Origin of the sequence: Lelliottia sp. 489 (assembly GCF_050435885.1) — a bacterium.
Taxonomy (GTDB): Bacteria; Pseudomonadota; Gammaproteobacteria; order Enterobacterales; family Enterobacteriaceae; genus Enterobacter; species Enterobacter nimipressuralis.
In genome coordinates, this window is the sequence record NZ_JBNDLC010000007.1 from 121,078 (window position 1) to 144,354 (window position 23,277).

The window sequence follows — 23,277 nt, forward strand, 5'->3', positions numbered from 1 at the left end:
CAGCGGCTTAACTCCCTATTCCCAGTAAATCGTGATGATAGTCACCCGCCGGATAACGGAACGGCACAGGACCATCCGCTATCCCGTCGAGGAACTGGCGAACGCGCGGGTCACTGTTGTTCTGCAGCGCCTGAGCACCGCCGTGGGCGACGATCTTTTTATCCGCCACAATATAGGCGTAATCCGCGATGCTCAGTACCTCTGGCACATCGTGTGATACCACAATGCATGTGACACCCAGCGAGCTGTTCAGTTCTGAAATCAATTTCACCAGCACGCCCATGGTAATCGGGTCCTGGCCGACGAAAGGTTCATCGAACATGATTAAATCGGGTTCGAGCGCAATCGCACGCGCCAGTGCGGCACGACGCGCCATCCCGCCGGACAGCTCTGATGGCATCAGTTTGGCCGCCCCGCGCAATCCCACGGCTTCCAGCTTCATCATCACCGTCGTTTTCAACAGTTCCGGGGAGAGACGCGTATGCTCGCGCAACGGATAGGCGACGTTATCAAAGACGTTCATGTCGGTGAATAGCGCGCCAGACTGAAACAGCATGCTCATCCGTTTACGGACGGTATACAGGCGTGAGCGCGACATCTGCGGAACATTTTCACCGTCGAAAAGAATTTCACCGCGGTCCGGTGGGATCTGACCACCAATCAGACGCAGCAGTGTGGTTTTGCCGATACCGGATGGCCCCATGATCGCGGTGATCTTACCCCGCGGCACCGTCAGCGTGATGTTTTCGAATATCAATCGGTTAGCGCGCGAGAAGCTGACGTCACGGACGTCGACTAAATTCGCCATCGTTTGGCTCATTTAACGTTCCTTTCTTTCCCATCAAGGTTAAGCATGGCGCTTAATTCAGCCTTAAACCCGACATTTTTGCAGATAATTATCCGCTCAGGTTAGCGAAAGCTGGCATTTGTTTTACTTTTCCGGCGCATAAAGTCAAAATTAGGAATTCGTTACGTCTACAGACTGCATGCGGCGCCAGAGATTCATTCTCAGTGGACCGGCGAGTATACCTGAATAAAGGATTTTTGATGCTTTTAGCAACGGCACTGTTAATAATTGGTTTACTTCTGGTGGTCTACAGTGCTGACCGTTTGGTTTTCGCCGCATCCATCCTGTGCAGACTCTTTGGGATACCGCCGCTGATTATTGGCATGACGGTGGTGAGCGTCGGCACATCGCTTCCGGAAATTATTGTCTCTGTTTCCGCGTCGCTCCATGGCCAGGTCGATCTCGCCATTGGTACCGCGATCGGCTCGAATATCGTTAATATTTTATTGATCCTTGGCCTTGCCGCACTGCTGCATCCATTTCGCGTGGATTCTGATGTTCTGCGCCGCGAATTGCCGCTAATGTTAATTGTCAGCCTGCTGGCAGGCTATGTGCTTTATGATGGGCAACTGACCTTCGACGACGGTATTTTACTGCTGGCGCTGGCGATCATCTGGCTGCTCTATATCGTCAAGATTGCCCGGCTGGCGGAAAAACAGGGGAATGATAGCCTGACGCGTGAGCAGGTGGCTGAACTTCCGCGTGAAGGCACCCTGCCCGTTGCCTTGCTGTGGCTCGGCGTGGCGCTGATTATTATGCCGATGGCCACCCGCATGGTCGTCGACAACGCCACAGTACTGGCCAACTACTTCGCGATTAGCGAACTGACGATTGGCCTGACGGTAATTGCGATCGGTACCAGCCTGCCAGAACTGGCCACGGCGATCGCGGGCGCACGGAAAGGCGAAGGTGATATCGCAATTGGCAATATCATTGGCTCGAATATCTTCAACATCGCTATCGTTATGGGTTTACCCGCGCTGATTGCGCCAGGGGCATTTAATCCGCTGGCCTTCTCCCGCGATTACGGTGTGATGCTGTTCGTCAGCGTGATTTTCGCCCTGCTCTGCTGGCGGCGGAAGCAGCAAATAGGCAAAGGGGCGGGTGCCTTGCTGACAGGTGGTTTTATCGTATGGATGGCGATGCTGTACTGGCTGTCGCCTCTTCTCTCTGGGTAAACGGAAACGCATTATGTCGCAAATAGAATTGCAGCCGGGTTTTGACTTTCAGAAAGCAGGCAAAAAAGTTCTGGAGATTGAACGTGAAGGTCTGGCGCAGTTAGATCAATACATAAATCAAGACTTTAGCCAGGCATGTGAGCAAATTGCCGCCTGCACCGGTAAAGTCGTGGTGATGGGAATGGGCAAATCCGGTCACATCGGTCGTAAAATGGCCGCGACCTTCGCCAGTACCGGCACGTCGTCCTTCTTCGTCCATCCGGGTGAAGCCGCCCATGGCGATCTCGGAATGGTCACGCCGCAGGACGTGGTGATTGCGCTGTCTAACTCCGGTGAATCCAACGAAATCCTGGCGCTGATCCCGGTGCTCAAGCGCCTGCACGTTCCCCTCATTTGCATGACCAGTCGCCCGGAGAGCAGCATGGCGCGCGCGGCGGATATTCACCTGTGCGTGAAAGTCCCGCAAGAGGCCTGCCCGCTCGGCCTGGCGCCGACATCCAGCACCACTGCGGCGCTGGTGATGGGCGATGCCCTCGCCGTGGCGCTGCTCGAAGCACGTGGCTTTACCCCCGAAGATTTTGCCCTCTCTCACCCAGGCGGCGCGCTCGGACGTAAACTTCTGCTGCGCGTGAATGATATTATGCACACCGGCGCGGAAATCCCGCACGTCAGCAAAGATGCCTCGCTGCGTGATGCGCTGCTGGAAATCACCCGTAAAAATCTCGGAATGACGGTCATTTGCGACGACCTGATGAAGATCGAAGGGATCTTCACCGACGGTGATTTGCGTCGCGTCTTCGATATGGGCGTTGACGTGCGCACGCTGGGCATTGCAGATGTAATGACTCCCGGCGGAATTCGGGTCCGGCCTGGTACGCTGGCGGTGGAAGTTTTGAACCTGATGCAGTCCCGTCATATTACCTCAGCCATGGTTGCCGATGGCGACCAACTGCTGGGTGTGGTACATATGCATGATCTTCTGCGCGCAGGCGTAGTGTAATGAAGGATAAGACAATGAGTAATGCGGGTGCATCCCTTGCAACCTGTTATGGCCCGGTCAGTACGCAGATGATGGCAAAGGCGGAAAACATCCGTCTGCTTATTCTGGATGTGGATGGTGTGCTGTCCGATGGCTTAATTTTTATGGGCAATAACGGCGAAGAGCTGAAGGCATTCAACGTGCGCGACGGCTACGGAATTCGCTGTGCGATCACATCCGGCATCGAAGTTGCTATCATCACCGGGCGTAAGGCTAAACTGGTAGAAGATCGCTGCGAAACATTAGGCATTACCCATTTGTATCAGGGGCAATCCGACAAAATGGTCGCGTTCCGGGATTTGCTGGCGAAGCTTGCCATCGCCCCTGAAAACGTCGCCTACGTTGGAGACGATCTGATCGACTGGCCGGTCATGGCTGAAGTCGGGTTGAGCATCGCCGTGGCGGATGCCCATCCTTTGCTGATTCCGCGCGCTGACTATGTCACCCGGATCAACGGCGGTCGCGGCGCCGTTCGTGAAGTCTGCGATTTGTTACTGCTGGCGCAGGGCAAGCTTGATGAGGCCAAAGGGCAATCGATATGAGTAAAACCAGACGTTGGGTTATCATTCTGCTTTCACTGGCCGTACTGGTTCTGATTGGCGTGAATCTCGCCGACCAGGACGACACGCCGGATGAAGTGGTCAGCACCAATGATCCAACCTACAAAAGCGACCACAGCGACACCGTGGTTTACAGCCCTGAAGGCGCCCTGAACTATCGCCTGATTGCGCAGCATGTAGAGTATTTTTCCGATGATGGCATCTCGTGGTTCACCCGGCCGGTGATGACCACATTTGATACCAACAAAATTCCAACGTGGTCGATTAAATCTGACAGAGCAAAATTGACGAATGACCGTATGCTTTATTTGTATGGTCATGTTGAAGTCAACGCCCTGACGCCAGATTCTCAACTGCGCAAAATTACTACGGATAATGCCCAGATCAACCTGGTCACCCAGGATGTCACGTCTCAGGATCTGGTGACGTTATACGGCACAACATTTAATTCCAGCGGTCTAAGAATGCGCGGGAACTTACGCAGCAAAAACGCCGAGCTGATTGAAAAGGTTAGAACCTCCTATGAAATTCAAAACAAACAAACTCAGCCTTAACTTTATCATTGCCAGCGCGCTGCTGGCCGCCAGTCTCCCCGCGCTTGCTGTTACGGGCGACACTGAGCAGCCTATCCATATCGAATCTGACACTCAGTCGCTTGATATGCAGGGTAACGTCGTGACCTTTACCGGCAACGTCGTCATGACCCAGGGCACAATCAAAATCAATGCCGACAAAGTGGTTGTCACCCGTCCGGGCGGCGAGCAGGGCAAAGAGATTATTGATGGCTACGGTAATCCGGCCACCTTCTATCAGATGCAGGATAACGGCAAGCCGGTGAAAGGCCGCGCCTCTCATATGCACTACGAGCTGGCTAAAGATCTCGTCATCCTGACCGGCAATGCCTATCTGGAACAGCTGGATAGCAACATCACAGGCGATAAGATCACTTATCTGGTGAAAGAGCAGAAAATGCAGGCTTTCAGCGAAAAAGGTAAGCGCGTCACTACCGTTCTGGTTCCGTCTCAGCTGCAGGACAAGAACAAAGACCAGGCCCCGGCACAGAAAAAGAGTAACTAATTCGTTATGGCAACATTAACTGCAAAGAACCTCGCCAAAGCCTATAAAGGCCGCCGCGTCGTGGAAGATGTCAGTCTGACCGTAAACTCCGGCGAAATCGTGGGCCTGTTAGGCCCAAACGGTGCGGGCAAAACCACCACCTTTTACATGGTGGTCGGCATCGTTTCACGCGATGCGGGCAACATTATCATTGATGATGAAGACATCAGCCTGCTGCCACTGCATGCGCGCGCACGTCGTGGTATTGGCTATCTGCCGCAGGAAGCGTCGATTTTCCGTCGTCTGAGCGTGTTCGACAACCTGATGGCTGTGCTGCAAATCCGTGACGATTTGACCTCCGAGCAGCGTCAGGATCGTGCCAACGAGCTGATGGAAGAGTTCCACATCGAACATCTGCGTGACAGCCTCGGCCAGGCGCTGTCCGGTGGTGAACGCCGCCGCGTGGAAATCGCCCGTGCGCTTGCCGCGAATCCAAAATTTATCCTGCTGGATGAACCTTTTGCGGGCGTTGACCCTATCTCCGTCATCGACATCAAACGTATTATCGAGCATTTGCGCGACAGCGGCCTCGGTGTGCTCATCACGGACCACAACGTACGTGAAACGCTGGCAGTTTGTGAACGCGCTTATATCGTCAGCCAGGGCCATTTAATCGCCCACGGCACGCCACTCGAAATCCTCGAAGACGAGCATGTGAAGCGTGTGTACCTTGGGGAAGACTTCAGACTCTGATAGGGTAGAGGTTAAGTCACGCCAAAGCGGGGAAAAACGCTCTGAACATGAAGCAAGGTTTGCAATTACGGCTCAGCCAGCAACTGGCGATGACGCCACAGCTACAACAGGCGATTCGTCTGTTGCAGCTGTCCACGTTAGAACTTCAGCAGGAACTCCAGCAGGCGCTGGACAGTAACCCCCTGCTGGAGCAAACCGATCTTCATGACGAGGTTGATACCCAAGAAAAGCAGGACACCGAATCGCTTGATACCGCAGACGCTCTTGAGCAAAAAGAGATGCCGGACGAGCTACCGCTAGACGCCAGCTGGGATGAAATCTACACCGCCGGAACCCCTTCCGGGACGCGTGCAGATTACCAGGATGACGAGCTACCGGTCTATCAGGGTGAAACCACCCAGTCCCTGCAGGATTATCTGATGTGGCAGGTGGAGCTGACGCCATTCACCGAAACCGATCGCGCGATTGCTACCTCGATTGTCGATGCCGTGGATGACACTGGCTATTTGACCGTTTCTCTGGAAGATATTCTGGAGAGCATCGGAAACGGCGATATCGATCTCGATGAGATCGAAGCGGTGCTAAAACGCATCCAGCGCTTTGACCCGGTCGGCGTGGCGGCGAAAGACCTGCGTGATTGCCTGTTGATCCAGCTGTCGCAGTTTGCGAAAGAGACGCCGTGGATCGACGAAGCGCGATTGATCATCAGCGATCACCTCGATCTGCTGGCGAATCACGACTTCCGCTCGCTGATGCGCGTCACTCGTCTGAAAGAAGATGTGCTGAAAGAGGCGGTGAATCTGATTCAGTCCCTCGATCCACGCCCCGGACAGTCGATCCAGACCAGCGAACCCGAGTACGTCATTCCTGACGTTCTGGTACGCAAACACAATGGCCGCTGGGCCGTTGAACTGAATTCCGACAGCATTCCTCGCCTGCAAATCAATCAGCAATACGCCTCCATGTGCACCAGCGTGCGCAACGACTCCGACAATCAATATATTCGTAGCAATCTTCAGGAAGCGCGCTGGCTGATCAAAAGCCTCGAAAGCCGAAATGATACGCTGCTACGGGTGAGTCGTTGCATCGTCGAACAGCAGCAGGCGTTTTTCGATCAGGGCGAAGAGTTTATGAAACCGATGGTGCTGGCGGATATCGCCCAGGCCGTCGAGATGCACGAATCGACCATTTCGCGTGTGACTACGCAGAAATATCTGCACAGCCCGCGCGGTATTTTTGAGCTTAAGTATTTCTTCTCCAGCCATGTGAATACCGAAGGCGGTGGCGAAGCCTCGTCAACGGCCATTCGCGCACTGGTGAAGAAGTTGATCGCCGCGGAAAACCCCGCGAAGCCACTGAGTGACAGTAAGTTAACCACCATGCTGTCCGACCAGGGTATTATGGTGGCACGTCGTACTGTTGCGAAGTATCGAGAGTCTTTATCCATTCCGCCGTCTAACCAGCGTAAACAACTGGTTTGACACAACCGATAAGGAAGACACTATGCAGCTCAACATCACAGGACAGAATGTCGAGATCACTGAAGCCTTGCGTGATTTTGTGAATACAAAATTCGCCAAACTGGAGCAGTATTTCGAGAGGATCAATCAGGTCTACATTGTGTTAAAAGTGGAGAAAGTGACTCATATCTCGGACGCAACCCTGCATGTCAACGGGGGCGAAATCCATGCCAGTGCGGAAGGGCAAGACATGTATGCGGCTATCGACGGCTTGATTGACAAGCTGGCACGACAGCTTAATAAACATAAAGATAAACTGAAACAACACTAATTGTCCGGGCAGTTAACGGGTGCAGGGCGGCCTGTTGTCAAACACAACAGGCCATTTGTACAGTTAGCGCTTAGGTGAAATTATGATGAACAACGATTCCTCGCTTCAATTGAGTAATGTCCTTAACCAGGAATGTACCCGCAGTGGCGTTCACTGTCAGAGCAAAAAACGGGCTCTGGAAATTATCAGTGAACTGGCTGCAAAACAGTTAAGCCTGCCGCCTCAGGTGGTATTCGAGGCCATTCTGACCCGTGAAAAAATGGGCAGTACCGGCATCGGCAATGGCATCGCCATTCCGCATGGCAAACTGGAAGAAGACACATTACGCGCCGTGGGCGTTTTTGTGCAGCTTGAAACGCCTATCGCTTTTGATGCGATTGATAACCAGCCGGTTGATTTGCTTTTCGCTCTGCTGGTGCCTGCTGACCAGACGAAAACCCATTTGCATACGCTTTCTCTGGTCGCAAAACGTCTGGCGGATAAAACAATTTGCCGCCGTCTGCGCGCAGCCCAAAGTGATGAAGAGCTGTACCAAATTATCACCGAAGCGGAAGGCAATCAGGATGATGCGTAACCAGGAGATGGCCTTCACATCTGCAGTCGTGAGGAGAAACGGAACATGGTGCTGATGATCGTCAGCGGTCGTTCAGGCTCGGGGAAATCCGTGGCCCTGCGAGCGCTCGAAGATATGGGATTTTACTGCGTCGACAACCTTCCGGTTGTCCTGCTGCCCGACCTGGCGCGAACGCTTGCTGACCGGCAGATCTCTGCGGCGGTCAGTATCGACGTGCGCAACATGCCGGAATCCCCGGAAATCTTTGAAGAGGCGATGAACAGCCTGCCGGATAACTTCACGCCGCAGCTGCTGTTCCTTGACGCTGACCGTAACACGCTAATCCGTCGCTACAGTGACACCCGTCGTTTACACCCCCTTTCCAGCAAGAATCTGTCGCTTGAAAGTGCCATCGACGAAGAGAGCGATCTGCTGGAACCGCTGCGTTCCCGTGCGGATCTGATCGTCGATACCTCTGAAATGTCCGTGCATGAGCTGGCAGAAATGCTGCGTACCCGCCTGCTGGGTAAACGCGAGCGCGAGCTGACCATGGTGTTCGAATCCTTTGGCTTCAAACACGGTATTCCAATCGATGCGGATTATGTATTCGACGTACGATTCCTGCCGAACCCGCACTGGGACCCGAAACTGCGTCCAATGACCGGTCTGGACAAGCCCGTGGCAGCATTCCTCGATCGTCACACAGAAGTTCACAATTTTATCTACCAGACGCGAAGCTACCTTGAGCTATGGTTACCTATGCTGGAAACCAACAATCGTAGCTACCTGACGGTCGCAATTGGTTGTACCGGCGGTAAACATCGTTCGGTGTATATTGCCGAACAGCTGGCTGATTACTTCCGCTCACGCGGTAAAAACGTTCAGTCTCGTCATCGCACGCTGGAAAAACGTAAAACATGACCGTAAAACATACCGTTGAAATCACCAACAAGCTGGGCATGCATGCACGCCCGGCGATGAAACTGTTTGAACTGATGCAAGGATTTGATGCGGAAGTGCTGCTGCGTAACGATGAAGGCACAGAAGCAGAAGCCAACAGCGTGATTGCGCTGCTGATGCTGGATTCCGCAAAGGGCCGACAGATTGAAGTGGAAGCGACCGGTCCGCAGGAAGTCGAAGCACTGGCTGCGGTCGTCGCGCTGTTCAACGCCGGATTTGATGAGGATTAAGTCCTCATCTGTACAATTTATTCCTGGTCATAAACCCTTCCCCGCCCAACTGTCGCATCTGGCGCATGATCCACGCCTGACGGTTGCGGACATACCCGGACGGGGCATCCGCTTTATAGCGAATCGGGTTAGGTAACACCGCGGCCAGCAGTGCGGCCTCGGCTTGGGTCAGACGGCTGGCGGGTTTGTGGAAATAGCGTTGTGCCGCCGCCTCCACGCCAAACACCCCATCACCAAACTCAGCGATATTGAGATACACCGTCAGAATGCGTTTTTTACTCCAGACGGTCTCCATGCCCAGCGTCAGACCCGCCTCCAGCCCTTTGCGCACCCAGCTTCTGCCATCCCATAAAAACAGGTTTTTCGCCGTCTGCTGAGAGAGCGTCGAGGCACCGCGCACGCGATTTTCATTCCGTTCATTGTGCGCCAGCGCTTTTTCAATCGCCGAGACGTCAAAGCCCCAGTGTTCCGGGAATTTCTGATCTTCCGCCGCGATAACCGCCAGTCCCATCCACGGGGAGATTTCGTCCATGCTCACCCAGTCCGAGTGTGCCACATAGCTAAAATCACCCGTTAGCCATGCGCCGAGCTGGCGCTCAACCATGACCGCAGAAAACGGCACTGGCACAATGCTGAAGAGCGCGATGCCACCGCCCCAGAACACCGCAAGCGCCAGCAGCGCGCGCAGCACAATGCGTTTCACCCAGGCGACAGGAGAGCGATTTTTACTCACCGGGACAGCACCAGCACGCGTTCGACCAGTTTCTCAATACCGACGGCAGCTTCAGCGATAGTCTGCGCCAGCATATAGGCGGGTGTAGTCACGATTTTATTGTCCTCGTCGACCACGATATCTTCCACCGGGCACGGTACATGCTCGCCGCCCATCTCTTCGATCACTTCAGCGGTATCGATGTCAGTGCCGATGGTCAGGCGCAGCGGGAAATCAAAAATCTTAGGCAGCATCGCAGGGGCGATGCACATAAAGCCCAGCGGTTTTCCTGCGGCGTGCATGCGCTGCGCCAGCGCTTTCAGCGCATCATCGACCCGACACTCGCTGCCCTGACTGGCGAAATTACTCAAATTTTTGGCGGCACCAAAACCACCTGGCACGATCAGGGCATCCAGCTCCTCGGCATTGGCCTGTGCCAGCGGCTGGATATTGCCACGGGCAATGCGCGCCGCTTCAATCAGCACATTGCGGGTTTCCGGCATTAATTCACCAGATAAATGATTGATAACATCCGTCTGGCTTTTATCCGGCGCAAAACAGACCGCTTCTGCACCCTGTTTCGCCAGTGCGAGCAGCGTCAGAACTGACTCATGAATCTCTGCGCCGTCGTAAACGCCGCAGCCGCTCAGTACAACACCTACCTTTTTCATTTCGCCGTCCCTTCTCTCCAACTCTCTGAAGCACATTAAAAATTCTGATTAAAACGCTATGCTTCACACATTTCACTGATTCCTGTAACAAATCATTTAAGATTTGCTATCTTAACTGCGTGCGGCCTAAATTTTCGGGCAGCGTCCATGCAGTCACAATACTAAAAAAACAGGCGCTGCCAAGATTTCCCTGGTGTTGGCGCAGTATTCGCGCACCCCGGTTTAGCCGGGGTCATTTTTTGGTATTTTCCACCCACGCTTTCAACACATCCACATCGTTCTGCCACTCTTGTTTCATCTCCTCAACCCATTCACCTACGTTATCCCACCACGCCGGTAAATCTGGAGACTGGATCTGCTGACCCAACTGCTGCAAATGGCGTAACCCGACCGATCCGGCAGCGCCTTTAATTTTGTGCCCCTCTTCGACGATGCCTTTCTGGTCGCGCGCCGTCAGATTGGACTCCAGCACGCTTAAATAGCCCGGCATCATTTTCTCGAACACTGCCACACCGTCGGTGATCAGTTTCGGCCCGACCAGATCGATGTACTGCTCCAGCATGGCGATATCCAGAAGTGATTGTGCTTTTTCGCTCTCTACAGGCGTCATCGTGCTCTCCTCTTCATCACAGGTATCCCAGAATTTTTTGATCATAGCGGTCAGGGCTGGCACCGCCAGCGGTTTGCTGAGCACATCGTCCATACCGGCATCGAGGTACTCTTTTTTGTCCTTCAGGACGTTAGCGGTCAGGGCCACCAGCGGCGGTAATTCATCGCGAGCGAAACGACGCGTCAGCTCGCGGGAGATGTCCAGCCCGGTCATATCCGGGAGCTGAATATCCAGCAGCACGAGGTCATACTCACCCGGCGTAAACATCTCCAGCGCGGCAGTGCCGGTCATCGCCACATCGACGCTGTTACCCAGTTTTTCGAGCACCGACCGGGCGACAATCACGTTCAGCTCAATATCTTCAACCAGTAGAACATGAAGGGCGGGCAGCGGCAGTTCATCGTTCTCGAAGGTATCTTCCACCTCTTCAGCAACCGCAGGGGCATGTACCGTCAACGTAAAGACAGAGCCTTTCCCCTGCTGGCTGGAGACGGTGATATCCCCGCCCATGCTCTTCGCCAGACGGCGCGAAACGGCCAGGCCAATCCCGGTGCCCGTTGCCGGTTTCCCGCCGTGGCTGTCTTTCACCTGATAATACATGGCGAAGATTTTGTCCTGCTCCTCCTGCGGAATGCCGATGCCGGAGTCTTCCACCTCAAAGTGCAACATATCGCCTGCATCGAAGCGAATACGCACTACCACTTCCCCTTTCTGGGTGAACTTGACGGCGTTGCTGATGAGGTTCCACAGGATCTGGCGCAGACGCGTACCGTCCGTCACCACTTTATGCGGCAGCGGCAGTGAAGGCTCCAGCACAAAGCGCAGCCCTTTCTGCTGCGCCTGCAGACCGGAGAGATTCTCCAGATCCGCCAGGAATCCGGTGAAATCGACAGGCTGATTATCCAGCTGGACTTTTCGGCGTTCCATCTTATCCATATCAATAATATCGTTGAAGATATTGCCGAGGGTCACGGCGGAAACGTGGATAGTTTTGAGGTATTTTTCCTGTTCGCCGGTCAGTTCCGTGTCCAGCAGAATACGGCTAAGCCCCACGATGCCGTTCAACGGCGTACGCAGCTCATGGCTGATGGTCGAGATGAAGGTGGTCTTGTCGCGGCTGGCACGCTCTAGCGCGTCCTGATAACGCTTACGCTCGGTAATATCGCGGCCAAAGCCCATCAGGCCGTGGCGTTTGCCCACGCGGTCGTAATAAGGCACTTTACGAATTTCAAAGCAGGCTTTGCGCCCGTCGGGGTAATCCAGCCACTGCTCGTAGGTGAGAGAGACATTATGGCGGAACACCTTCTCGTCGGTTTCAATAACCTTGGCCGCCGCCTCTTCCGAGTAGACATCCTGCGGTTTAAGGTGAATCAGCTGTTTCTCACTTTTTCCCGTCAGCAGCTCCATCGCCCGGTTACAGCCGGAGAACTCTTTATCTTCGTTACGATAGAAAACCAGATCCGGTGAAGCGTCGAGGAACGAGCGCAGGAAGGAAGATTGCTGCTCCAGCTGAATCTGCGTGACTTCACGCTCTTTCATCTCAACCTTCAGCTGCTCAAGGGTCGCCTGACGTTCGGCTTCCGCTTTTTCACGATCCGAAATCTCCTGGTTCAGCTGCGCAATGTTGTCTTTTAGCTGGACGTTAAGCTTGAGGTCACGCTCGCGCATCTCCTCCAGTTTCTGCACCAGACGGGAGAGCCGCTGGCGTGACTCTTCCAGCTGTTCCACCACCACCGAGAGAAAATAGACCGCCCACGGAGTGATCAGCAGGCCGAAGAAGATCGAGCGGATAACGTCGATACTTTCGACCTGGCCGTGCAGCACCATGGTTACCGCCATCTGCACGACAATCGCCAGCACCACCAGCGCCAGAGCCAACAGCAATGAGAAACGCACCAGGCCGAGCTTCATCATCAGGTCGACGTAGTACTGCGCAAGCATACGAATTTGCTTCATAGGGGATCCCTTCACGACTTCATCGCTCAATAATACTCAAATTCCGGGCAAGGCGTTGAAGGTTGTGTGAAAAAGTGCGGCGTGAATCAGGAGATTAGCCTCACTCCCGGCGATTCGGGAGTGAGGAAGAGGTGCGATCAGGAGCGTCTGAGAAGCAGCCAGAGGCTGATCAGGAAGAACGACGCGCTTGGCAGCAGCGCACCGATCAGCGGTGGAATACCGTAGACCAGCGTCAGCGGGCCAAAGATCTGGTCCAGCACGTAGAAAACAAAGCCAAAGCTGATACCGGTGACCACACGCACGCCCATCGGCACGCTACGCAGCGGCCCGAAGATGAACGACAGCGCCATCAGCATCATTACCGCCACGGACATTGGCTGGAAGATTTTGCTCCACATGTTGAGCTGATAACGCCCGGCATCCTGGCCGCTCGACTTCAGGTACTTCACATAATTGTGCAGGCCGCTGATAGAGAGCGCATCCGGGTCCAGCGCCACCACGCCCAGTTTGTCAGGCGTCAGGTTGGTCTTCCAGGTGCCCGAAACGGTCTGAGCACCGGTGATTTGTTTCGGATCTTGCAGGTTCGATTCATCCACCTGCGACAGGCGCCAGAGCTTCTGCGCCGGATCGAATTTCGCCGTGGTTGCGTAACGCACGGACTGTAAACGGCGATGATCGTTGAAGGCGTAAATACTCACACCGCCCAGCTCATCATCACCCTTAACGCGTTCGATATAGACGAAGTTGTTACCGTCTTTCGCCCACAGGCCTTGTTGAGTTGAGAGCAAAGAGCCGCCGTACATGGCCTGCGCACGATAGTTACGCGCCATCTGCTCGCCCTGCGGAGCGACCCATTCACCGATTGCCATCGTCAGCAGGACCAGTGGAATAGCCGTTTTCATCACCGACAGCGCTACCTGCATACGGGTGAAGCCCGAAGCCTGCATTACAACCAGCTCACTGCGCTGGGCCAGCATCCCCAGCCCCAGCAACGCGCCTAACAGCGCGGCCATCGGGAAGAAGATTTGCACATCTTTTGGCACGCTGAGAATGGTATACATCCCGGCGCCCAGTGCGTCGTAACTCCCCTGCCCGGCTTTTTTAAGCTGGTCGACAAACTTGATGATGCCCGAGAGCGACACCAGCATGAACAACGTCATCATGATGGTGGTGAAAATGGTTTTACCGATATAGCGGTCAAGAACGCGGAAAGCCTGCATCACACCGCTCCTTTACGTACAAAGCGGGCACGTATGCGGCGCATCGGCACGCTATCCCACAGGTTTAATACTACTGCCAGCAGCAGGTACAGGCCATTGACCACCCACATCCAGATCATCGGGTCGATCTTGCCCTTGCCGCCATTCGACTTAATAGACGTTTGCAGCAGGAAGAACACCAGATAGAGCAGCATCGCTGGCAGCATCGAGAGCACACGACCCTGACGCGGGTTAACCACGCTCAGTGGCACAACCATCAACGCCATCATAAACACGGTGAATACCAGCGTCAGACGCCAGTGCAGTTCCGCTCTCGCGCGATTGGTATCGGTGTTTATCAGGGTGCGCATGTCCATCTGCTCGGTATCCGTTGGATCGAGCGCCACGTTCTGATGGCCGACAATCGCCTGATAGTTCTGGAAATCGGTAATACGGAAGTCGCGCAGCAGCGCGGTGCCTTCAAAGCGGGTGCCTTTGTTCAGCGTCACCACCTGAGAGCCGTCTTTACGCTGCGAGAGCTGTCCGGAATCCGCGACCACCACGGAAGGGCGGGCGTTGCCTTTGGTACGGATTTGCGCGAGGAACACGTCGTTGAATCGACTGCCGTCAACGCTTTCAATAAAGAGGACGGAGCTGCCGTCTGTGGCCTGCTGGAACTGGCCCTGCGCGAGCGCCGCCATGCCAGGGTTGGCTTTGGCTTCGGCCAGCACTTCATCCTGATGTCGGGAAGACCAGGGGCCAGCCCACATCACGTTTACCGCCGCCACGATACCGGTGAACAGTGCCAGCACCATCGCGGCTTTCACCAGTACGGCTTTGCTTAGGCCGCAGGCGTGCATGACGGTGATTTCACTTTCGGTATAGAGTTTTCCCAGCGTCATGAGCAGGCCGAGGAAAAGGCTTAGCGGCAGAATAAGCTGCGCCATTTCGGGCACGCCTAATCCGAGCAGAGAAAGCACCAGATTTGTTGGGATTTCGCCGTCTACCGCCGCGCCGAGGATCCTGACTAACTTCTGACAGAAAAAGATCAGAAGTAAGATGAAAAGGATCGCCAGCTGGCTTTTGAGCGTCTCCCGCACCAGATATCTTATGATTATCACTTTAAATACGCCCGTAAAAACCCGTCTCTTTGCTGGAAAATTGCTTGTTTCATGGCTTAAACGTCATTTATTCTCTTGAGTCGTCGAAAACATCGCTAAGATTAAAAAACCCGGCGGTGTCGCGCTTCAGGATATTTTTTGACGTGTCGAAACCGTAGTAACGTAAGATTAACACGAAGTCACCACAACAGCGGACATGAGTTACGAAAGGTTTCAATTCTATCCGTAGCAGCCGTCGTTGTCTTTAAGATTCAGGAGCGTAGTGCATGGAGTTCAGTGTAAAAAGCGGTAGCCCGGAGAAACAGCGGAGTGCCTGCATCGTTGTGGGCGTCTTTGAACCACGCCGACTCTCCCCGATCGCCGAACAACTCGATAAAATCAGTGACGGCTATATCAGCGCCCTGCTGCGCCGTGGCGAACTCGAAGGCAAACCTGGGCAGACGCTGTTACTGCACCATGTTCCCAACGTGCTGTCCGAGCGCATTCTGCTGATTGGTTGCGGTAAAGAGCGCGAGCTTGATGAACGCCAGTACAAGCAGGTCATTCAGAAAACTATCAATACCCTGAATGATACCGGCTCAATGGAAGCCGTCTGCTTCCTGACCGAACTGCACGTGAAAGGTCGCAACACCTACTGGAAAGTGCGTCAGGCCGTTGAGACCGCGAAAGAGAGCCTCTACAGTTTTGATCAGTTGAAGACCAACAAAAGCGAACCGCGTCGTCCGCTGCGTAAAATGGTCTTTAACGTCCCAACCCGTCGCGAGCTGACCAGCGGCGAGCGCGCCATTCAGCACGGTCTGGCGATTGCCGCCGGTATCAAAGCGGCGAAAGATCTCGGCAATATGCCGCCAAACATCTGCAACGCCGGTTACCTGGCCTCTCAGGCGCGTCAGCTGGCTGATTCCTACAGCAAAAATGTCGTCACCCGCGTCATCGGCGAACAGCAGATGAAAGAGCTGGGAATGCACTCGTACCTTGCGGTCGGAAACGGTTCGCAAAACGAATCGCTGATGTCGGTCATCGAGTACAAAGGCAATCCGTCCGAAGACGCGCGCCCTATCGTGCTGGTTGGCAAAGGCCTCACCTTCGACTCCGGCGGTATCTCCATCAAGCCTGCCGAAGGCATGGATGAGATGAAGTACGATATGTGCGGTGCAGCGGCAGTGTACGGCGTGATGCGTATGGTCGCCGAACTGCAGTTGCCGATTAACGTCATCGGCGTACTGGCGGGCTGTGAAAACATGCCAGGTGGTCGCGCGTACCGCCCAGGCGATGTTCTGACCACCATGTCCGGCCAGACCGTTGAAGTGCTGAACACCGACGCCGAAGGCCGTCTGGTGCTGTGCGACGTGCTGACCTACGTGGAGCGCTTTGAGCCTGAAGCGGTCATCGACGTGGCGACGTTGACCGGCGCCTGTGTGATTGCCCTCGGCCATCACATCACCGGCCTGATGTCGAACCACAATCCGCTGGCCCATGAGCTGATCGGCGCATCCGAGCAAGCGGGCGACCGCGCATGGCGTCTGCCGTTGGGCGATGAGTATCAGGAGCAGTTAGAGTCTAACTTCGCAGACATGGCCAACATTGGCGGCCGTCCTGGCGGGGCGATTACCGCAGGCTGCTTCCTGGCACGCTTTACCCGCAAGTACAACTGGGCTCACCTGGATATCGCGGGTACCGCATGGCGCTCCGGTAAAGCCAAAGGCGCCACCGGTCGTCCAGTTGCCCTGCTGTCGCAGTTCCTGCTCAACCGCGCCGGTTTTAACGGCGAAGAGTAGTTGCACGCCGTTGTCCGGCGGCGTCAGGCTTGCCGGACCTACAAGGTGTACGCTGGCCGGGTAACCCCCGGCTTTGCGTTTAAATCCACCCAAAGAAGCCCCATATTATGAAGAATGCGACGTTCTACCTTCTGGACAACGATAACACCGTCGATGGCTTAAGCGCCGTTGAGCAACTGGTGTGTGAAATTGCCGCAGAACGTTGGCGCAGCGGTAAACGCGTCCTGATTGCCTGTGAAGATGAAGCGCAGGCGATTCGTCTTGACGAAGCGCTGTGGGCAAGGCCACCCGAAGGTTTTGTTCCGCATAATTTGTCGGGAGAAGGGCCGCGCGGTGGCGCGCCGGTGGAGATTGCCTGGCCACAAAAGCGTAACAGCAGCGCGCGCGATATTCTGATCAGCCTGCGTATCGGCTTTGCAGATTTTGCCACCGCTTTCACAGAAGTGGTAGACTTTGTCCCTCACGAAGATTCTCTGAAACAACTGGCGCGCGAACGCTACAAAGCGTACCGCCTGGCCGGTTTTAACCTGAATACGGCAACCTGGAAATAATGGAAAAGACATACAACCCACGAGATATCGAACAGCCGCTTTACGAGCACTGGGAAGAGCAGGGCTATTTCAAGCCTAACGGCGATGAAAGCAAAGAGTCCTTCTGCATCATGATCCCGCCGCCGAACGTCACCGGCAGTTTGCATATGGGTCATGCCTTCCAGCAAACCATCATGGATACCATGATCCGTTACCAGCGCATGCAGGGCAAAAACACCCTGTGGCAGGCTGGGACTGACCACGCGGGCATTGCGACCCAAATGGTGGTTGAGCGTAAGATTGCCGCTGAAGAAGGTAAAACCCGCCACGACTACGGTCGCGACGCGTTCATCGACAAAATCTGGCAGTGGAAAGCCGAATCTGGCGGCACCATCACCCGTCAGATGCGTCGTCTCGGCAACTCCGTGGACTGGGAGCGCGAGCGCTTCACCATGGATGAAGGCCTTTCCAACGCCGTGAAAGAAGTTTTCGTCCGTCTGTACAAAGAGGACCTGATTTACCGTGGCAAACGCCTGGTGAACTGGGACCCGAAACTGCGCACTGCGATCTCCGATCTGGAAGTGGAAAACCGCGAGTCTAAAGGCTCCATGTGGCACATCCGCTATCCGCTGGCCGATGGCGCAAAAACCGCAGACGGTAAAGATTACCTGGTGGTTGCGACGACGCGTCCAGAAACCCTGCTGGGCGATACCGGCGTGGCCGTTAACCCGGAAGATCCGCGCTACAAAGATCTGATCGGTAAATTTGTGGTTCTGCCGCTGGTGAACCGCCGTATTCCAATCCTTGGCGACGAGCACGCCGACATGGAAAAAGGCACCGGCTGTGTGAAAATCACCCCGGCACACGATTTCAACGACTATGAAGTTGGCCGTCGTCACGCCCTGCCGATGATTAACATTCTGACCTTTGACGGCGATATCCGTGAAAGCGCGGAAGTGTATGACACCAAAGGCGAAGAGTCTGACGTTTACTCCTCTGAAATCCCGGCTGAATTCCAGAAACTGGAACGTTTTGCTGCGCGTAAAGCGGTGGTTGCGGCCATTGACGCGCTCGGCCTGCTGGAAGAGATCAAACCTCACGATCTGACCGTTCCTTACGGTGACCGTGGTGGCGTGGTCATCGAGCCGATGCTGACCGACCAGTGGTACGTGCGTGCCGATATCCTGGCGAAACCGGCTGTCGAAGCGGTTGAGAACGGTGATATCCAGTTCGTACCAAAACAGTATGAAAACATGTACTTCTCCTGGATGCGCGATATTCAGGACTGGTGTATCTCTCGTCAGCTGTGGTGGGGTCACCGTATCCCGGCCTGGTATGACAACGACGGCAACGTGTTCGTTGGCCGCACCGAAGAAGAAGTGCGTCAGGAAAATAATCTGGGCGCTGACGTGGCCCTGCGCCAGGACGAAGACGTTCTGGACACGTGGTTCTCCTCCGCCCTGTGGACCTTCTCCACTCTCGGCTGGCCGGAAAACACCGACGCCCTGCGTCAGTTCCACCCGACCAGCGTGATGGTCTCCGGCTTCGACATCATCTTCTTCTGGATTGCCCGCATGATCATGATGACCATGCACTTCATTAAAGATGAAAACGGCAAGCCGCAGGTTCCGTTCCATACCGTCTACATGACCGGTCTGATTCGTGACGACGAAGGCCAGAAGATGTCCAAATCCAAGGGTAACGTTATTGACCCACTGGATATGGTTGACGGGATTTCGCTGGCAGATCTGCTGGAGAAACGTACCGGCAACATGATGCAGCCGCAGCTGGCAGAGAAAATTCGCAAGCGCACCGAGAAGCAATTCCCGGACGGCATCGAGCCGCACGGCACCGACGCCCTGCGTTTCACCCTGGCAGCGCTGGCCTCTACTGGTCGCGATATCAACTGGGACATGAAACGTCTGGAAGGTTACCGCAACTTCTGTAACAAGCTGTGGAACGCCAGCCGCTTCGTGCTGATGAACACCGAAGATCAGGATTGCGGCTTCAACGGCGGTGAAATGACCCTGTCTCTGGCGGATCGCTGGATTCTGGCGGAATTCAACCAGACCATCAAAGCGTACCGTGAAGCGCTGGATACCTATCGCTTTGATATCGCAGCAGGCATTCTGTATGAGTTCACCTGGAACCAGTTCTGCGACTGGTATCTGGAGTTGACCAAGCCAGTAATGAATGGCGGCAATGAAGCGGAACTGCGCGGCACGCGTAATACGCTGATTACCGTTCTGGAAGGTTTGCTGCGCCTCGCGCACCCAATCATCCCGTTCATCACCGAGACCATCTGGCAGCGTGTGAAGGTCATCAAAGGCATCACTGCCGACACTATCATGCTGCAGCCGTTCCCGGAATTCGACGCGGCGCAGGTGGATGAAGCAGCCGCTTCCGATACCGAATGGCTGAAACTGGCGATTGTGGCAATCCGTAACATTCGCGCAGAGATGAACATCTCTCCAGGCAAACCACTGGAACTGCTGCTGCGCGGTTGCAGCGAGACGGCGATTCGTCGTGTGACCGAGAACAGTAGCTTCCTGCAAAACATGGCGCGTCTGGAAAGCATCACCGTGCTGCCAGCCGATGACAAAGGTCCGGTCTCCGTGACTAAAATCATCGAAGGCGCCGAGCTGCTGATTCCGATGGCGGGTCTGATCGATAAAGAGACCGAACTGGCTCGTCTGGCAAAAGAAGTGGCCAAAGTCGAACTGGAAATCGGAAAAATCGAGAGCAAGCTGGCTAACGAAGGCTTTGTCGCACGCGCCCCTGAAGCGGTTATCGCGAAAGAGCGTGAACGTCTGGTCGCCTTCGCCGATGCAAAAGCGAAACTGATCGAGCAGCAGGCCGTTATCGCCGCGCTGTAATTCAGATGTGTCATTGAAAAGCCGGATAACCATCCGGCTTTTTTTATGATTGGATAAAGCCGACTTTCGAGACGATGCCGAAGAAAGTCAGCGTGACGCAACGGTACTATCACTACAAAGTGGAAATACAAAAATTGCCTGTGATTGAGTCTGCATTTTTATCTATACCCATTAAACCACGCAAGGCGTCCATTCGGCATATAGGACCAGTAATTGCAGCAGTGTTTAAAGGTGTATTCCTCTTGTTCCCCTTTATCTAAATCCACGCTGAGTAGAAGATCCTTCTCAAGACAATTTTGATTTGAACCATCCACTTTATTGAAACAGACTAAATCGCCATCACCGGACTTTTCACCGTCAATAAAACCATCGCCTACATCCCAAAAAGCAATATGGTATGATGATGACGTAGGTATATTATATTTTCCCTTGAGTTCATCTTTATGGTCAAGATACCAGTGGATCCGTCCCCACTCTGTTAGCGGCATATGATCAACAATGACATCGTAACTTTCATTATCCGTAAAACCACGCAGACTCCCTATTAAAAGCCCCTGCTTAAATTGAGAATCATACTCAAACCGGATTCCGGCACGAATAATTTTTACAGGCCGCATAGTCCATAACATGCAGACACATATCATAACCATTAACCCAATAAAGAATATTTTACATTTTGAGTATCTCATTGCTAAACTCCACCGCTGATATTAATATGGGCACTAAAATTATTCATAAACGGTTTGTAGATAAACTCGAAGCGGACAAAACATAACATCTTCGCAGGGTTAAATAATGATACTCCCCCAACAAAAACCAAAAATATTTGGCACCTTAAAATAAAGAAACCCAACAAAAATAAATTATAAAGAAAGAAATATTTACAGCTAATATGATAACTTAAAAACCGATGAAAAGTTGAGAAGATGACTTTCGGAAATTCCGTTGACAAATACATATCTAAATGCATGATTCATCATCCTAATGAATAAAAACATAGTTGTACATTGACACTATTTATTTCGTTTTAAACAATAAATTAAACAAGAGGAAATTTAGCAAATAATAATAATTAGATAAATAACTCTGATATCTTTGTAGAAAAAACTCTCATAAATGAATTATCCTCGCTTGCACTCCCCTTTCTGTGGTGCTATTAACTGCAACTGTGTGTCAATTTTTGTCATGAGTAATGCTATGAGCGTGATTACCCCCGTCGCAGCGGCTATGCGCCGGATCACTGAGCAAGACAACGCCGGGATCGCTGCGGTTATCCGTGAAGTGTCGGCGGAGTACGGCCTGACGGCCGATAAAGGCTATACCGTCGCCGACCCCAACCTGGACGAGCTGTTTCAGCTTTACAGCCAGCCGGGCCATGCCTACTGGGTGATTGAACAGAACGGCAAAGTCGTCGGTGGAGGCGGTGTTGCGCCACTGAGCTGCAGCGAGCCAGATATCTGCGAGCTGCAAAAGATGTATTTCCTGTCGAACGTGCGCGGACAAGGCCTGGCGAAAAAGCTGGCGCTGCTTGCTCTCGATCACGCGCGCGCGCAAGGTTTTAAACGTTGCTACCTCGAAACGACCGCCTTCCTCAAAGAAGCCATCGGCTTATATGAGCACCTGGGTTTTGAACATATCGATGCGCCGCTGGGCTGTACCGGGCATGTCGATTGCGAAGTCAGGATGCTGAAAAATCTGTAAATCTCCTTCCCGCCCTCTTCTGTTAAGCAGCTGTAAACTGAATGCTCTACACTCTCAGTTCACACCAAAACGGGGGAAAGACGATGTCGAAGATAAAAAGCTATGCCGCGCCGCAGGCAGGTGCAGACCTTGAACTGTACGAATACGATGCGGGCGAGCTGAAAGCAGAAGACGTCGAAGTCCAGGTCGATTATTGCGGGATCTGCCACTCAGACCTGTCGATGATCGACAATGAATGGGGCATTTCAAGCTATCCGCTGGTTGCCGGTCACGAAGTGATTGGTCGCGTGGTGGCACTGGGTACAGCAGCGCAGGACAAAGGGCTGAAAGTCGGCCAGCGCGTCGGCATTGGCTGGACCGCTCGTAGCTGCGGCCATTGCGATGCCTGTATTAGCGGCAACCAGATCAACTGTCTGGAAGGCGCAGTTCCTACCATCCTCAATAAAGGCGGTTTCGCCGACAAACTTCGCGCCGACTGGCAGTGGGTTATCCCGTTGCCCGACAGCATTGATATCGAATCCGCCGGCCCGCTACTGTGCGGCGGTATCACCGTTTTCAAACCACTTCTGATGCATCACGTCACTGCCACCAGCCGCGTCGGCGTCATTGGCATCGGCGGTTTAGGCCATATCGCCATCAAATTACTGCACGCGATGGGCTGCGAAGTGACTGCCTTTAGCTCCAATCCGGCGAAAGAGAAAGAAGTGCTGGCGATGGGGGCGGATAAAGTGGTCAACAGCCGCGATCCAGAACTGCTGAAAGCGCTGGCCGGTCAGTTCGATCTGATCATCAACACCGTCAATGTCGATCTCGACTGGCAGCCGTACTTTGAAGCGCTGGCATACGGCGGGAATTTCCACACCGTCGGTGCGGTGCTGAAGCCGCTTCCGGTTCCGGCGTTCACCCTGATTGGCGGCGATCGCAGCATTTCCGGCTCTGCGACCGGTACCCCGTTTGAATTGCGCAAACTGATGAAGTTCGCCGGACGCACCAAAGTAGCGCCAACTACCGAACTCTACCCGATGTCGAAAATCAACGAAGCCATCCAGCATGTGCGTGACGGTAAAGCCCGTTATCGCGTGGTGTTGAAAGCGGACTTCGGACATTAATGGCCCGGTAGCGTTTTGCTTACCGGGCGACAACACTCAATCGCTGG

At 54.0% G+C, this 23,277-nt stretch carries 23 protein-coding genes; 16 read left to right on the plus strand and 7 right to left on the minus strand.

What is annotated here, in order from left to right; genetic code table 11:
• Positions 1-7 precede the first annotated feature (7 nt).
• Complete coding sequence (gene mlaF / locus ABIE11_RS18735) at positions 8-820, minus strand: phospholipid ABC transporter ATP-binding protein MlaF (RefSeq protein ID WP_100778733.1); 813 nt, start codon at positions 818-820, stop codon at positions 8-10.
• A 227-nt stretch (positions 821-1,047) separates the two neighbouring features.
• Here mlaF and ABIE11_RS18740 point away from each other — a divergent pair, with 227 nt between their 5' ends.
• From ABIE11_RS18740 to npr, 11 genes are all read left to right on the plus strand, one after another.
• Entirely contained in the window at positions 1,048-2,025 is a 978-nt protein-coding gene (locus tag ABIE11_RS18740; protein WP_102105490.1) for a calcium/sodium antiporter, read from the plus strand.
• 13 nt (positions 2,026-2,038) lie between these two features.
• The gene (gene kdsD / locus ABIE11_RS18745) at positions 2,039-3,025 is read left to right on the plus strand and encodes an arabinose-5-phosphate isomerase KdsD (RefSeq protein ID WP_100778731.1); all 987 of its coding nucleotides are present in this window, start codon (positions 2,039-2,041) and stop codon (positions 3,023-3,025) included.
• Positions 3,026-3,039: 14 nt separating this feature from the next.
• On the plus strand, positions 3,040-3,606 hold the full coding sequence (kdsC, locus tag ABIE11_RS18750) for a 3-deoxy-manno-octulosonate-8-phosphatase KdsC (protein WP_102105492.1): 567 nt from the start codon (positions 3,040-3,042) through the stop codon (positions 3,604-3,606).
• Positions 3,603-4,178 (plus strand): LPS export ABC transporter periplasmic protein LptC, encoded by a 576-nt coding sequence (gene lptC / locus ABIE11_RS18755; RefSeq protein ID WP_100778729.1) that lies wholly within the window; start codon positions 3,603-3,605, stop codon positions 4,176-4,178. Before kdsC ends, lptC begins: the two co-directional genes overlap by 4 nt.
• Positions 4,147-4,701, plus strand: coding sequence for a lipopolysaccharide ABC transporter substrate-binding protein LptA (gene lptA, locus ABIE11_RS18760; protein ID WP_100778728.1), 555 nt, complete (start codon positions 4,147-4,149; stop codon positions 4,699-4,701). The genes lptC and lptA overlap by 32 nt, the downstream gene beginning before the upstream one ends.
• Positions 4,702-4,707: 6 nt before the next feature.
• The gene (lptB, locus tag ABIE11_RS18765; RefSeq protein ID WP_100778727.1) at positions 4,708-5,433 is read left to right on the plus strand and encodes an LPS export ABC transporter ATP-binding protein; all 726 of its coding nucleotides are present in this window, start codon (positions 4,708-4,710) and stop codon (positions 5,431-5,433) included.
• Positions 5,434-5,480: 47 nt separating this feature from the next.
• Positions 5,481-6,914: an RNA polymerase factor sigma-54 gene (rpoN, locus tag ABIE11_RS18770; RefSeq protein ID WP_102105493.1), complete on the plus strand. Its 1,434-nt coding sequence runs from the start codon at positions 5,481-5,483 to the stop codon at positions 6,912-6,914.
• 22 nt (positions 6,915-6,936) lie between these two features.
• A complete protein-coding gene (gene hpf, locus ABIE11_RS18775) occupies positions 6,937-7,224 on the plus strand; it encodes a ribosome hibernation promoting factor (protein WP_100778725.1) in 288 nt (95 codons plus the stop codon).
• An 82-nt stretch (positions 7,225-7,306) separates the two neighbouring features.
• Positions 7,307-7,798 carry a PTS IIA-like nitrogen regulatory protein PtsN gene (ptsN, locus tag ABIE11_RS18780; protein WP_100778724.1) on the plus strand — a complete coding sequence of 164 codons (492 nt, stop codon included), beginning with the start codon at positions 7,307-7,309 and terminating at the stop codon, positions 7,796-7,798.
• Between the two features lie 45 nt (positions 7,799-7,843).
• Entirely contained in the window at positions 7,844-8,698 is an 855-nt protein-coding gene (gene rapZ / locus ABIE11_RS18785; RefSeq protein ID WP_100778723.1) for an RNase adapter RapZ, read from the plus strand.
• Positions 8,695-8,967, plus strand: coding sequence for a PTS phosphocarrier protein NPr (npr, locus tag ABIE11_RS18790; RefSeq protein WP_095283587.1), 273 nt, complete (start codon positions 8,695-8,697; stop codon positions 8,965-8,967). The genes rapZ and npr overlap by 4 nt, the downstream gene beginning before the upstream one ends.
• Before the next feature lie 4 nt (positions 8,968-8,971).
• Here the strand turns inward: npr and mtgA are convergent, their stop codons facing one another.
• The 5 genes from mtgA to lptF all read right to left on the minus strand — a co-directional run bounded on the left by mtgA (position 8,972) and on the right by lptF (position 15,236).
• A complete protein-coding gene (gene mtgA / locus ABIE11_RS18795; RefSeq protein ID WP_107702762.1) occupies positions 8,972-9,700 on the minus strand; it encodes a monofunctional biosynthetic peptidoglycan transglycosylase in 729 nt (242 codons plus the stop codon).
• Positions 9,697-10,350 (minus strand): isoprenoid biosynthesis glyoxalase ElbB, encoded by a 654-nt coding sequence (elbB, locus tag ABIE11_RS18800; protein WP_268194843.1) that lies wholly within the window; start codon positions 10,348-10,350, stop codon positions 9,697-9,699. Before elbB ends, mtgA begins: the two co-directional genes overlap by 4 nt.
• A gap of 232 nt (positions 10,351-10,582) precedes the next feature.
• The gene (gene arcB / locus ABIE11_RS18805; protein WP_429185115.1) at positions 10,583-12,916 is read right to left on the minus strand and encodes an aerobic respiration two-component sensor histidine kinase ArcB; all 2,334 of its coding nucleotides are present in this window, start codon (positions 12,914-12,916) and stop codon (positions 10,583-10,585) included.
• A 137-nt stretch (positions 12,917-13,053) separates the two neighbouring features.
• A complete protein-coding gene (lptG, locus tag ABIE11_RS18810) occupies positions 13,054-14,136 on the minus strand; it encodes an LPS export ABC transporter permease LptG (RefSeq protein ID WP_129036293.1) in 1,083 nt (360 codons plus the stop codon).
• Positions 14,136-15,236, minus strand: coding sequence for an LPS export ABC transporter permease LptF (lptF, locus tag ABIE11_RS18815; RefSeq protein ID WP_100778718.1), 1,101 nt, complete (start codon positions 15,234-15,236; stop codon positions 14,136-14,138). Before lptF ends, lptG begins: the two co-directional genes overlap by 1 nt.
• Positions 15,237-15,502: 266 nt before the next feature.
• Here lptF and pepA point away from each other — a divergent pair, with 266 nt between their 5' ends.
• From pepA to ABIE11_RS18830, 3 genes are all read left to right on the plus strand, one after another.
• Positions 15,503-17,014 carry a leucyl aminopeptidase gene (gene pepA, locus ABIE11_RS18820; protein WP_100778717.1) on the plus strand — a complete coding sequence of 504 codons (1,512 nt, stop codon included), beginning with the start codon at positions 15,503-15,505 and terminating at the stop codon, positions 17,012-17,014.
• A gap of 107 nt (positions 17,015-17,121) precedes the next feature.
• Positions 17,122-17,565, plus strand: a complete 444-nt coding sequence (gene holC / locus ABIE11_RS18825; protein ID WP_100778716.1) for a DNA polymerase III subunit chi — start codon at positions 17,122-17,124, stop codon at positions 17,563-17,565.
• Positions 17,565-20,420 carry a valine--tRNA ligase gene (locus tag ABIE11_RS18830; protein WP_102105497.1) on the plus strand — a complete coding sequence of 952 codons (2,856 nt, stop codon included), beginning with the start codon at positions 17,565-17,567 and terminating at the stop codon, positions 20,418-20,420. The genes holC and ABIE11_RS18830 overlap by 1 nt, the downstream gene beginning before the upstream one ends.
• A gap of 158 nt (positions 20,421-20,578) precedes the next feature.
• Here the strand turns inward: ABIE11_RS18830 and ABIE11_RS18835 are convergent, their stop codons facing one another.
• Positions 20,579-21,109: a DUF943 family protein gene (locus ABIE11_RS18835; RefSeq protein WP_429185118.1), complete on the minus strand. Its 531-nt coding sequence runs from the start codon at positions 21,107-21,109 to the stop codon at positions 20,579-20,581.
• Between the two features lie 508 nt (positions 21,110-21,617).
• Between ABIE11_RS18835 and ABIE11_RS18840 the strand changes: the two genes are divergently transcribed.
• Both ABIE11_RS18840 and ahr read left to right on the plus strand, forming a co-directional pair.
• Entirely contained in the window at positions 21,618-22,121 is a 504-nt protein-coding gene (locus tag ABIE11_RS18840; RefSeq protein WP_429185120.1) for a GNAT family N-acetyltransferase, read from the plus strand.
• 83 nt (positions 22,122-22,204) lie between these two features.
• On the plus strand, positions 22,205-23,230 hold the full coding sequence (gene ahr, locus ABIE11_RS18845) for an NADPH-dependent aldehyde reductase Ahr (protein ID WP_429185121.1): 1,026 nt from the start codon (positions 22,205-22,207) through the stop codon (positions 23,228-23,230).
• Positions 23,231-23,277: the final 47 nt, after the last annotated feature.